At 65.4% G+C, this 12,013-nt stretch carries 12 protein-coding genes; 1 reads left to right on the plus strand and 11 read right to left on the minus strand.

Translation table 11 applies throughout. The features are described 5' to 3' along the window. Window positions 1-154: 154 nt before the first annotated feature. The 9 genes from D3872_RS04360 to D3872_RS04400 all read right to left on the minus strand — a co-directional run bounded on the left by D3872_RS04360 (window position 155) and on the right by D3872_RS04400 (window position 9,563). Window positions 155-1,090, minus strand: a complete 936-nt coding sequence (locus tag D3872_RS04360; protein ID WP_119809649.1) for an NADP-dependent oxidoreductase — start codon at window positions 1,088-1,090, stop codon at window positions 155-157. A 16-nt stretch (window positions 1,091-1,106) separates the two neighbouring features. Continuing rightward, a complete protein-coding gene (locus D3872_RS04365) occupies window positions 1,107-2,006 on the minus strand; it encodes an SDR family oxidoreductase (protein WP_220476880.1) in 900 nt (299 codons plus the stop codon). Between the two features lie 341 nt (window positions 2,007-2,347). Then, window positions 2,348-3,202: a MaoC/PaaZ C-terminal domain-containing protein gene (locus D3872_RS04370; RefSeq protein ID WP_119809650.1), complete on the minus strand. Its 855-nt coding sequence runs from the start codon at window positions 3,200-3,202 to the stop codon at window positions 2,348-2,350. A gap of 32 nt (window positions 3,203-3,234) precedes the next feature. Beyond that, window positions 3,235-4,107 (minus strand): HpcH/HpaI aldolase/citrate lyase family protein, encoded by an 873-nt coding sequence (locus tag D3872_RS04375; RefSeq protein WP_229459159.1) that lies wholly within the window; start codon window positions 4,105-4,107, stop codon window positions 3,235-3,237. Then, the gene (locus D3872_RS04380) at window positions 4,107-4,565 is read right to left on the minus strand and encodes a MaoC family dehydratase (protein WP_119809651.1); all 459 of its coding nucleotides are present in this window, start codon (window positions 4,563-4,565) and stop codon (window positions 4,107-4,109) included. The genes D3872_RS04375 and D3872_RS04380 overlap by 1 nt, the downstream gene beginning before the upstream one ends. 9 nt (window positions 4,566-4,574) lie before the next feature. After that, window positions 4,575-5,777 (minus strand): acetyl-CoA acetyltransferase, encoded by a 1,203-nt coding sequence (locus D3872_RS04385; protein WP_119809652.1) that lies wholly within the window; start codon window positions 5,775-5,777, stop codon window positions 4,575-4,577. A 4-nt stretch (window positions 5,778-5,781) separates the two neighbouring features. Further along, entirely contained in the window at window positions 5,782-7,218 is a 1,437-nt protein-coding gene (locus D3872_RS04390; protein ID WP_119809653.1) for a 3-oxoacyl-[acyl-carrier-protein] synthase III C-terminal domain-containing protein, read from the minus strand. Between the two features lie 35 nt (window positions 7,219-7,253). Next, the gene (locus D3872_RS04395; protein WP_119809654.1) at window positions 7,254-8,420 is read right to left on the minus strand and encodes an acyl-CoA dehydrogenase family protein; all 1,167 of its coding nucleotides are present in this window, start codon (window positions 8,418-8,420) and stop codon (window positions 7,254-7,256) included. A gap of 12 nt (window positions 8,421-8,432) precedes the next feature. Beyond that, a complete protein-coding gene (locus D3872_RS04400) occupies window positions 8,433-9,563 on the minus strand; it encodes an acyl-CoA dehydrogenase family protein (protein WP_274381689.1) in 1,131 nt (376 codons plus the stop codon). A 219-nt stretch (window positions 9,564-9,782) separates the two neighbouring features. On the opposite strand from D3872_RS04400, the gene D3872_RS04405 reads away from it, so the two are divergent. Then, the gene (locus tag D3872_RS04405) at window positions 9,783-10,172 is read left to right on the plus strand and encodes a hemerythrin domain-containing protein (protein WP_220476882.1); all 390 of its coding nucleotides are present in this window, start codon (window positions 9,783-9,785) and stop codon (window positions 10,170-10,172) included. On the opposite strand, the gene D3872_RS04410 is transcribed toward D3872_RS04405, so the two are convergent. Further along, on the minus strand, window positions 10,121-11,335 hold the full coding sequence (locus D3872_RS04410; RefSeq protein WP_119809656.1) for an acyl-CoA dehydrogenase family protein: 1,215 nt from the start codon (window positions 11,333-11,335) through the stop codon (window positions 10,121-10,123). The two genes, D3872_RS04405 and D3872_RS04410, sit on opposite strands and share 52 nt — an antisense overlap. A 24-nt stretch (window positions 11,336-11,359) precedes the next feature. Further along, complete coding sequence (locus D3872_RS04415) at window positions 11,360-12,004, minus strand: glutathione S-transferase family protein (RefSeq protein ID WP_119809657.1); 645 nt, start codon at window positions 12,002-12,004, stop codon at window positions 11,360-11,362. Window positions 12,005-12,013: the final 9 nt, after the last annotated feature.

Genomic DNA, 12,013 nt, shown 5'->3' on the forward strand with positions numbered 1-12,013 from the left:
GCGGTGGACGCGAAAGGTACGCTTGTCCGTGTCGACGTTGACCAGTCCCACCGGTTCCATCTTATCTTGTCTCATTTTTCATCCTTCTCGTATAAAGCTGATTGCAAGCCATTCAACATCGCGGTGCGCGCGCATCAGCGCGTGCCCGCGGGCCTTACGTCTGCGGACCGACCTGAAGCACCACCTTGCCGCGGGTGTGGCCGCCCTTGCTCGCCTCGTGAGCCGCCGCGATCTCGGCCAGCGGATAGACGGCGGCAACGACCGGCCGGATCTTGCCCGATTCCACCAGCGCGCCAATCTCGGCCAGTTGGATGCCATCGGGCTTGACGCGCGTCTTGACGATGGTCAGTCCGCCCTGCTCGGCCAGTGCGGCCGCATCGGCGCCGCCGGCAATCCGGATCACCACGCCGCCCGGCTTGACCAGCGCCCACAGCGCGAGCGCCTGCTCGTTGCCGACCAGGTCGAGCAGCACGTCGACGTCGGCCGCCCGTCCCGCCACCGGCGAGGTGCGGAAATCGACCACCTCGTCGGCGCCGAGCGCGCGCACGAAATCGGCGTTCGCGGCGGACGCGGTGGCCAGCACCGTGGCGCCCTTCGCCTTGGCGATCTGGACCGCGAGGCTGCCAACGCCGCCGGCGGCATTGTGGACCAGCACATGCTTGCCGGCGCAGTCACGTCCGTCGCCCAACAGGCCCTGCCAGGCGGTCAGCGCGGCCAGCGGCAGCGACGCCGCTTCTTCGAAACTGAGCCCGGCCGGTTTGCGCGCCACCTTCGCCGCGTCGACGGCGACCAGTTCGGCGCACGCACCGACCAGTCCAAGCAGCGCGAAGACGGCGTCGCCGCGGGCAAAGCCGTCGACGCCATCGCCCACCGCCTCGACCACCCCGGCCAGGTCGCCGCCGGGAATGAACGGCATCGGATAGTCGACGATGGCGCGTGCGCCACCGCTGCGGATCTTCCAGTCAACCGGGTTGACGCTGGCCGCCCTGACCCGGACCAGTACCTCGCCGGGAGCCGCCAGCGGCGCAGCGACTTCCTGGTAGCGCAGGACCTCGGGGCCGCCGTACTCATGGATGCGTACCGCTTTCATGGTCGCGCCGTCCCGGTTACGGCTGTTGCCAGGAATCGCGTTCGATACCGGCGTTCGAGCGCGCTGCCGCCAGGATGCGGCGCACGCCCTGCCCGACTTCCTCGGCCTCGCGCTGGGCAGCGGTGATCGGGCCGTGCGTCCAGCCCTCGGCAACCGAATAGCCGTATCCCCATGCCTCGAACACGCGGCCGGTGACGTCCTTGGCCTCCGGGCTGGCGAGCCAGGTGACGAGCGCGGCAATCCACTCCGGATCGCGGCGCAGCAACGCCTCCTCCGACACCTCGCGCAAGCCTTCGGTCATGCGCGTTTGCGCGCGCGGCCCGATGGCGTTGACGGTGACGCCGATGCGCTCGAGTTCGCGCGCCACGACGATCGAGAACGACGCGATGCCGGCCTTGGCGGCGGCGTAGTTGGCCTGGCCGATATTGCCGAACAGGCCGGACGCCGAGGTGGTGTTAATCAGGCGCGCGTCGATCTGGCGCCCGGCCTTGCTCTCGGTGCGCCAGTAGTTGGCGGCATGGTGGGATGGCGCGAAGGTCCCCTTCAGGTGAACCTTGATGACGCTGTCCCAGTCGTCTTCAGTCATGTTGACCATCATGCGGTCGCGCAGGATGCCGGCATTGTTGACCAGGATGTCCAGTTTGCCAAAGCGCGCAATGGCGCCGTCGATCATGGCTTTCGACTGCGTCCAGTCGGACACGTCCGAACCATCGACGATCGCTTCGCCGCCGGCCGCGATGATCTCGTCGACCACTTCCTGGGCCGGCGAGATGTCCGCCCCCACGCCATTGGCCGCCGACCCGAGGTCGTTGACGACCACCTTCGCGCCATGTTTTGCCAGCATCAGTGCGTACGCACGACCAACGCCGCGGCCGGCTCCCGTCACGATCGCGACACGTCCCTCACACATCTTCATTTTCAGTCCCCTTTGACGAATTAATCCACAGCGGTGCAGCCTGGCTGCACCTTCAAACTAATAATACATGCGTATCGTGATCTTGCATACTAATTTTTTGATGGCATTGGTGCAGCAACTGGGTATACCGGCGCCTGGCCGGAATGCGCACTCTGGACGGTAATCAAGCGGGGCTGTGGCGGCAGGTTGTGGCGGCCGCCATGGAAGGAAATGCGGGGTGCGCGGAAATACGATACCAGATATTCACAAGTCGAATCGGGTCGTCATGTTGGCGAGCAAACGGGGAAGCGTCATCACCTTAGCTTCCCGTTGCCAGGCGCGTCGTTCCTGCATTGCGCCGCTCATGCGACCTCGGCTGTTCCGCGGTCGAGCACCACCTGTTCGCGCGCCGGCACCGTGGCGCGGAAGCGCACCAGCCCGGGCTGCGGCTGCCAGAACTCGAAGCGGATGCGGTCGCCCGGCAGCACCGGCTTGCTGAACCGTAAAGCCATCGACTTCAGCCGGCCCGGCTCGAAGTCGCAATAGGCCTTGAGCAGCGCATAGCCGGCGAAACCCTTGGTGCACAGGCCGTGAAGGATCGGCCGTTCGAAGCCGGCGATCCGGGCGATCTCGGGATCGATGTGGAGCGGGTTCAGGTCGCCGCTAAGGCGGTAGATCAGCGGCGAGATCTCCAGCGTCTGGACCTCGAGCACCAGCTCCGGCGCGCCCTCCGGAAGCGGTTCCAGCTCCGGCGGCGCCGCGCCATGGTCGCCGCAGCCTCCATCGCCGCGCAACATCAGGGTCGTCACCACCGAACAGATAGGCTGGCCGGATGCAGCGTCGGTCACGCTCTTGCGCTGGTACAGCAACGCGCCGGAGCGTTCCCCCTTGTCGCGCACCCCCATCACGTCGTGGCGGCCGATGACCGTTCCGTGCGCCGGCAGCGGCGCGTGCATGGTCAGCCTTTGTTCGGCGTGCAGCAGCTTGCGCCAGTCGATGCCGTATTCCGGCTCGCGCGCCCAGAAGCCGGCATGCCCGAGCACGTTGGCAAAGGTCGGCGCGGCAAGCAGGCCTTCTTCATACAGGTAACGCAGGTGCTGCGGGTCGAGCGGTTCGGCGCCGAAGCCGACCCCCAGCGCATACAGGATCGAATCCTTGGCCGTGTAGCGGGCCTCGGTGTCAGGAAAATGGCGGCGTACGACCTGGTCGAGATTCATGGCTCTCTCCTGGGATAAGTGAGTGGATTGGTTTAGGATCGCGCCGCGAGCGCGATGATTTTCTGGGCCTGGATCAGGTGCGGCATGTCGAGCATCGAGCCGTCCAGGCTGAGCGTGCCGGCGCCCGGATTGTCGACAAAGGCGCCCACCACCCGCCGCGCATGGGCCAGCTCGTCGGCGGACGGCGTGAAGGCCTGGTTGATCACCTCGACCTGCGCCGGATGAATCGCGATCTTGCCGGCGAAGCCGTCGCGCCGGGCGCGCCCGGCGCTGGCGGCCAGGCCGGCGCTGTCGCGGAAGTCGGCGTACAGCGTATCGATCGCGCCCACCCTGGCCGCCGACGCGGCGAACAGGCACAGCGAGCGGGCCAGCATGTACGGGGCGCTCCACTCGCCATGCCCGCCCTTGTTGGTGATGGCGCCGATCGCCGCGCTGAGGTCTTCCGCCCCCCACGTCAGCGCGGCCAGGCGCGGCCCGACCTGCGCATAGGCGCCCAGCGCAAACATGGCCTCGGGGCTTTCGGTCGCCACCGGCAGGATGCGGGTGCTTCCTGGCTGGATGCCGAACTGGGTTTCGTAGGCATCGAGGTAATAGCCGAGCTTGCGCACTTCGGCCGGCGAGCCGGCCTTCGGTTGCACGATGCCGTCCGGCGCGCCTTGCATGACGGCGGCCAGGTCGCCCAGCGCCTGCTCGGTGGCGAGCGGGTTGATGCGCACGTAGACGGCGCGCGTGCGCCGTCCTCTGGTCGCCAGCAGGTAGTCGCGCACGGTGCCGCGCGCGCGCGCCTTGTTGGCCGGTGCGACCGCATCTTCCAGGTCGAGAATGATGGCGTCCGGCGCCACCTGCTCCGATTTGGCGATCTTGGACTCGCTATCGCCGGGGACAAACAGCATTGAGCGATACATCAGGCCTCCGGCTTGCGCAGCATCAGCGCCGAGCGTTTGCAGGTGGCCACCAGCGCGTTCTTCTGGTTGAAGGCGCGGTGCTCGAAGGTGGTGATGCCGTTTGCCGGGCGCGACTTGCTGTCGCGCAAATCGACCACCTCGCTCTCGACGCGCACCGTATCGCCATGGAACAGCGGCTGCGGAAAGCGCACTTCATCCCAGCCCAGGTTGGCGACCGTCGTGCCGAGCGTGGTGTCGCCGACCGAAATGCCGACCATCAGTCCGAGCGTGAACGCGCTGTTGACAATCCGCGTGCCGAATTCCGTGTGTTCGCGGCAGTATTCCTCGTCGAGGTGCAGCGCCGCCGGATTGTGCGTCAGCGCCGTGAAAAAGACGTTGTCCGCCTCGGTCACGGTGCGCCGTATCGGATGCTTGAATACCTGCCCGACCTGGAACTCTTCAAAATACAGACCAGCCATGGCCGCTCCTTAGTCGTTGAGGCGGCCGACGATGGTAATCGCCGCAACGCCGTTGAAAGGGACACCGCCCAGGTTGTGGCTCAGGCCGAAGCGCACGTCGTCCAGCTGGCGCTCGCCGGCCCGGCCCTGCAGCTGGAGGTAATTCTCGTACACCATGCGCAGGCCGGAAGCGCCGATTGGATGGCCGAAGCATTTCAGGCCGCCGTCGATCTGGCACGGAACCTGGCCGTCGGCGTCGTAGAAGCCGTCGAGCACATCCTTGACGGCTTCGCCGTCCTGCGAGATGCCCAGGTCTTCCATGGTCACCAGCTCGGTGACCGAGAAGCAGTCGTGCACTTCGATCAGGCTCAGCTCCTTGCGCGGATCGGTGATGCCGGCTTCCTGGTAGGCGCGCCTGGCGGCGTTGCGGGTGTTCGGCACATAGCTGCCGTCCCACTGCGCGGTGCCCGATTCGCGCCCGGCGCTGATCGACAGCTGCAGCGCCTTGATCGTCACCGGATCGCGCTTGCCCAGCGCGCGCGCGATCTCCGGCGTGGTCACGATCGCGCAGGCGGCGCCGTCCGACACGCCGCAGCAGTCGTACAGCCCGAGCGGCTCGGCAATCATCGGGGCGCGCAGGATATCCTCGATCGACACCTCCTTGCGGATATGGGCCTTCGGGCTCTTGACGCCGTTCTTGTGGCTTTTCCATGAAATCCGCGCCAGCGCCATCTTCAGGTCTTCCTTGGAGATGCCGTACTTGGCGCGGTAGGCAGCGGCCAGCTGGGCGAAGCCGGCCGGCGCCGAACCGAGCGGCATCCAGCTGCTGTTGAGCGTGCCCTTGAACGGCACCGGCAGGCCGCCGTAGCCGGTATCCTTGAGCTTTTCGGCGCCGATCGCCAGCGCGATGTCGACCGCGCCCGACGCGACCGCATAGGCCGCTCCGCGCAATGCTTCGGTACCGGTGGCGCACATGTTTTCAACCCGGGTCACCGGGATGCCTTCGAGCCGCAGCGCCATGGCCGCTGGAATCGCCGAATTGCCGACGTTGACGCTGTCCAGGCACGAGCCATACCATGCCGCTTCGATCTGGCCGCGCTCGATGCCGGCATCGGCCAGCGCCTCGCGAAATGCTTCCACCAGCAGGTGTTCGGTGCCGGCATCCCAGCGTTCGCCGAACTTGGTGCAGCCCATGCCGATGATGGCAACCTTGTTTTTGATTCCTGTAGCCATGACGTTAGTCTCCTTTCGACACGATGGGTGTCGCTTTCCAGAAATAGCGGTGGTAATGCCTTTCGGCGTCCCGACTCTTGATGCGGTAGACCATGCGCAGCGGCGTGCCGACCTCGAGCTGGGCCGGGTCGACGTCGACCATCTCCATCATCACCCGCGCGCCGTTGTCGAACTGGACGAGGCCGAAATACAGCGGCGGCGCAGGATAGAATTGCAGCCAGTCGGCGGTGTAGGTGGCGACCTTGGCCGGCTCGTCGCTCAGCAGGCGCGGCGTGAGCGGTGCGAACGATCCGCAGTTGACGCAGCTGGCCAGTTGCGGGAACTGCACCGCGCCGCAGTCCGCGCACTCGCCAGCGGCAAAGCGGGCCAGCTGGTCGCGCGCCCGGTACTGCTGGGTGAGCGGAATCTTTTCGGCGCCTTCGGAGCGCATTCCCCAGTCGAGCTCGATCTGGCCGTGGAACGACAGCATCTTGGTGTAGTGCGCCTCGGCGCGCCCGCCCGCCAGCGCGGCAGCCACGCTGCGCGCCGGCCGGTAATCGGCCAGGGCCTCGGTCGCTTCGAACAGCAGCGCATCGCAGCCGGCGCCGAAAGTGACCAGCAGGATCTTGTCGCCGGGCCGGGCCCGTTCCAGCGCCGCGCCCAGCATCAGCAAGCCGTGGGCGGTGCCGGTGTCGCCGCAGCGCGCAGCCAGGTTGTCGACCACGGCATCGGCTGCAATGCCGAGCTTCTTGGCGACTGCGCCGGCAATGCCGCCCAAGGTGCCGGGCAGGCAGAAATGCGCGATCGCGCCAGCGCCGATACCGGCCTGCTCCAGCACCGCCGCCACGGCCGGTGGAATGATTTTCAGGTAGCCCTCATCGCGGACCCAGCGCTCTTCCCAGTAATAGTCGTACTTGTCGCCCATGGCGCGGAAGTGATCGACGAACTGGTCGGCGCGCGATGCCGCCCCCAGCAGTTTGGCGATGACCTTCTCGGTGCCGACCGTCAGCGCGATGGCGCCGGCGCCAAACTGCATTTCCTGCACGCTGCCCGGCTTGGCGAAACGGGCGTCGCTGGCGACCACCAGGGTGTTGCCGGCGCTGCTGCTGCGCAGTGCGGCGAGCAAGGCCGAGCTGCCCGCGCGCAGCGAGCCGCCGGCGTCGGTGGTGGCGATCTCGGCCGGCAGGCCGAGCGCGGCGGCGACCAGGGTCGCGTTCTGCAGGTCGGCGAACGGCGCGTTGGTCGATGCGAAGGCAATCGCGCCGACACCGGCGCAATTGACCCCGCGTGCGGCCTCGACGCCCATGGTGATGGTGTCTTCGTCCCAGTTGGCGAGTGCGCGTACGCCCTTCGCCTGCGCCTTCAGGGACGGGAAGGACCAGCTGTGCGCGGCGGCGATTGCCGTCCGCTCGATCCTCAGGTTGGGGATATAGGCCCCGAAAGAAGTAATGCCGCGTTCCATGGTTGTCCCGTGTGTTGTGATCCCCGAAGGGCAAGTCAGTATGATTTTGGCAGGCCAAGCACTTTTTCTGCTATAAAAGATAGCACCATCTGCTCGGTGATTGGTGCGATCCGGGTCAGCAGCGATTCGCGCATCAGGCGCTCGACCTGGTATTCACGCGCATAACCCATGCCGCCGTGGGTCAGCACGGCCTGGGTGGTCGCTTCGAAGCTGGCGCGGCCCGACAGGAACTTGGCCGCATTCGCTTCCGCCCCGCATGGCTTGCCCTGGTCGTACAACCAGGCCGCCCGCAGGCACATCAGGTAGGCCGCCTCCAGCGCCGCCCAGCGTTCCGCCAGCGGGTGGGCGATACCCTGGTTCTGGCCGATCGGGCGCCCGAACACGATCCGCTCGCGCGCATACTTGGCGGCCCGCTGCAAGGCGTCCTGGCCGATGCCCACCGCTTCGATCCCGACCAGCACCCGCTCGGGATTGAGACTATGCAGCAAATAATTGAAGCCCTTTCCTTCCTCGCCGACCCGGTCGGCGTCGGGGATGAACAGGTCGTCGATGAACACCGCATTCGAATCGACCGCCATGCGCCCCATTTTCGGGATCCGCTTGACCTCCACCTTGGTTCGGTCGAGGTCGGTGTAAAACAGCGTCATGCCGTCGGTCGGGCGCTGGCACTGCTCCTTCGGCGTAGTGCGCGTGAGCAACATGATCTTGTGCGCCTGCTGGGCGGTCGAGGTCCACATCTTGCGGCCGTTGACCCGGTAGCCGCCATCGACCTTGGCTGCAAAGGTGGTAATGCTGGTCGTATCGAGGCCGGCATCGGGCTCGGTGACGCCGAAGCACGCCTTCTGGCGGCCGGCGATCAGCGGCGGCAGCCAGCGCTGCTTTTGTTCCGGCGTGCCGAGCACCACGATCGGGTGCGGCCCGAACAGGTTGATGTGGATGCTGGACACTGCCGCCATGCCGCCGCCGCCGCTGGCCACCGCGTGCATCATGACGGCCGCCTCGAGCACGCCGAGGTTGGCGCCGCCATACTCGGCGGGCATGGTGACGCCCAGCCAGCCGCCCTCGGCCATGGCCTGGTACCACTCCTCGGGAAAGCGCTCATCCTGTTCGGCGCGGGTCCAATAGTCATCGCCGAAGCGGCGGGTGATTCCCCGCACGCTTTCCTGGATCGCGCGATGTTCTTCGCTCAGATCGAAATCCATAGTCTTCTTCTCCTAGGCAAATACCTTGCGGCTGATAATTTCGCGCATCACTTCGGACGAGCCGCCGGCAATGCGCCGGATGCGCGCGTCGAGATACGCATGGGCGATCTGGTATTCCATCATGTAGCCATAGCCGCCGTAGAACTGCAGGCATTCATCGGCGACCTTGCATTGCAGCTCGCCGCACAGCATCTTGGCCATCGCGGCGGTCGTCGGATCAAGCTGTTTTTCCACCGCCAGTTCGATGCAGCGGTCGACGAACACGCGCAGCGCCTGCACCTGCGCGCACATCTCGGCGATCTTGAAACGCGTATTCTGGAATTCGGCGACCGACTGGCCGAATACCTTGCGCTCCTTGGTGTACTCGATGGTGTACGCGAGGATGCCCTCGCACGCCCCGATCGCCGACACAGCAATGCTGAGGCGCTCCTCGGACAGGTTGTGCATGGCAATGGCGAAGCCCTGGCCTTCGTTGCCGATCCGGTTAGAGACCGGCACCCGGACGTCGGTGAAGAACAGTTCCGAGGTGTCCTGGGCTTTCAGCCCGAGCTTCTCGAGGTTGCGCCCGCGCTCGAAGCCGGGCCGGTCGGCCTCGACAATGATGAAGGTCATGCCGCGCGCGCCGGCCGCCGGGTCGGTCTTGCACGCCAGAATGACGATGTCGCACAACTGGCCGTTCGAGATGTACACCTTCTGGCCGTTGATGACGTAGTCGTCGCCGTCGCGCACGGCGCTGGTCTTGATCGCCTTCAGGTCGCTGCCGGCGCCCGGCTCGGTCAGGCCGATCGCGGCGATCGCTTCCCCCGACGCCATCCTGGGCAGCCATTTGGCTTTCTGTTGCGCCGAGCCAAAGTTGGTGATGTAGGTCGCCGCCATGTCGGAATGCACGGAAAAACCGGGCCCGGTGGCGCCGGCCCGTCCGAGCTCCTCGGTAAAGATGGCGTTGTACTTGAAATCGGCGCCGGCGCCGCCGAATTCGGCCGGCACGTTCGAACACAGGAAACCGGCGCTGCCTGCCTTCAGCCAGACTTCGCGCGATACCAGCCCCTCTTTTTCCCACTGGCGGTGGTAGGGCGTGATTTCGGTCGCAATAAACCGGCGGACCGCCTCGCGGAACATGTCATGCTCCTCGGAAAAATATATCTTGGTACCATACGCTCCTGGCCTTTCGAATAACGACGATGCGAATTAAAATGGTTCGTAGGCAGATCGTTCACTTGCTTACTATAAGATATAGTATGCATCATTACGATTTTTTCGGCAAGCGTTTGACGATGCGTTCGCATCTTCTTTTTGATGGACACAGCAAGTACGGCAAGCGCGTTCGAATGGACCGACACTCATCTGCCCGGATATGACCCGATGGACCGGACCCACCAGGCGTTCGTGGCGCCGGTGCAGGCCCTGCTAGTGCTTGCCGAACCGGAATTGCCGGCTGCGCTGGATGCCTTCGCGGTCCATGCCGAGCGCACTTCGAGGAAGAAAAAGCCTGGGTGGGGAGACGATTTCCCTGCCCGTGAGTGCCATATCGACGAGCATGCCAACGGGTGCCACGCCGGCTACATGGACTCGGCGCTGGCGCTATGGATGTCAAAGAAGAAGTTCGGCGGTGCGCCGGGGGTGTTCAAGCGCGGCCTTGCCGTGCCATGCGGCGAGCAGCGCTGGCAGCCACCTCCCGGCGGAGGCGGCCGCCAGCGGTGTTACAGGAACTTGGCGATCGTTGCCTTCTGGATTTCGCTGGTGCCGGCGTAAATCGTTTCAAGCCGCGCCCAGGTGAACAGGCGCGAAATCGGGCTCTCGGTCATGTAGCCATACCCGCCGTGCAGCTGCAGGCAGTCGGAGATGGTCTTGTACTCGTTTTCGGTCAGCCACAGCTTGGCGGCCGAGGCGGTCAAAGGATCGAGTTCGTTGGCGACCAGCTTCCTGAGCAGCGATTCGCGGAAGGCGCTGCCGACCACCAGGTTCGCCTTCATCTCGGCCAGCTTGAACTGCGTGTTCTGGAAATCGAACACGCGCTGGCCGAAGACCTGGCGTGATTTGGTGAATTCGACCGTCAGGTCGAACGCGCACTTCGTCGCAGCCAGCGAACGCAGCGCGATCATGGTGCGGTCGCACGAGAACACATGGCCCAGGTTCTGCTTCAAACCCATGCCCTCCTGGCCCAGGATCGCGCTCTTCGGCACCCGCACGTTGTCGAGGAACAGCTCGGCCACGTTGGCCGCTTTCTCGCCCAGGGTATTCAAGCGGCGCCGCTCGAAGCCCTTGGCCTGCGCCTGGTCGCGCAGGTCGACCAGGAACATCGTCATGCGCCCGCGCCCGGCCTCGACGTCGTCGTCGGTGCGCGCCACCATGTAGAACAGGTTCGCGCTCATCCCGCCCGAGATGTACACCTTCTGGCCGCTGAGCAGGTAGTCGTCGCCGTCCTTGCGCGCACGCATGCGCATGGCATTGATGTCGCTGCCGGCGTCAGGCTCGGTCAGGCCCAGCGCCTGACCGATATCGCCGTTCAGGATGTCCGGGAAGTACTGCGTCTTTTGCTCTTCGGTGCCGAACTGGAGCAGGATAGCCGTCAGCAGGTCGTTCGAGTACAGCGAGCCCACGCTCGATCCGGCCACGGTGGCGCCGAGTTCCTCGCCCATGATCACGGTATACAACAAGTCGCCGCCGGGACCGCCGTACTGTTCCGGGATGCACAGCCCCAGGAAACCGGCGTCGGCGCCCTTCTTCCACAGCTCCTTCGGATAGCCCTCCGGCGTCTTCTCCCACTCCAGGTAGTAGGGATCGATCTCCTTGGCGATAAAGCGACGCACGGTTTCACGAAACTGCTGGTGCTCAGGGGTAAACACGCCGTCGACCAGCCCGGCGCTCGATTGTTGCGGTGTCGATATTGCTTTCAGGGACAGGGTTTTGCTCATTCCGGCACTCCTCTATATAGGAAATTAAACGGCAAGCTTGGATTCGGGCGCCAGCGCCTCTTCGTCGATCGCCTGCACCCGCTGCCATGCCGGGCGCGCGACGCAGCGCTCCAGCCAGGCGGCGATGGCGGGAAAGCGCGTCATGTCGATGCGCGGCGCGATACCGATGATGGGGAAAGCGGCGTTGATGTCGCCGATCGTGAAGCGGTTCGAGGCGACGAACAGCGATCCCTTCGACAGCCATGCTTCGAGCGGCGCAAAGGTCATGCCGATGGCGGCCAGGCACTCGTCCATCAATGCCTTGTTCGGGACTCCTCCCGCGGCACGGCGCATTTCCCGCACCATGACGGTGAAATGGAATTCGACTTCCGTGGTCGCCCAGCTCGACCATTGGTGGATGCGCGCCACGCTATGCGGATCGGACGGCCACAGCGGCGTCGACTGCCTGGCCGCCAGATAATAGTTGATCGCCACCGATTCGGTCAGCAGGAAGTCGCCGTCGGCCAGCACCGGCACCTTGCCGAGGGGGTTGCGTTTCAGGTGCTCAGGACTGCGCGTCTCGCCCTTGGCCAGGTCGAGCGCGACCTGGCGATAAGGCAGCCCGAGTTCCTCGAGCGCCCACAGGCAGCGGCCGGCGCGGCTCTGCCGTTTTCCATAGATGGTCAGCATGTCCGCTCC

The sequence above is a fragment of the Massilia cavernae genome, from assembly GCF_003590855.1.
Classification (GTDB): Bacteria; Pseudomonadota; Gammaproteobacteria; order Burkholderiales; family Burkholderiaceae_D; genus Telluria_A; species Telluria_A cavernae.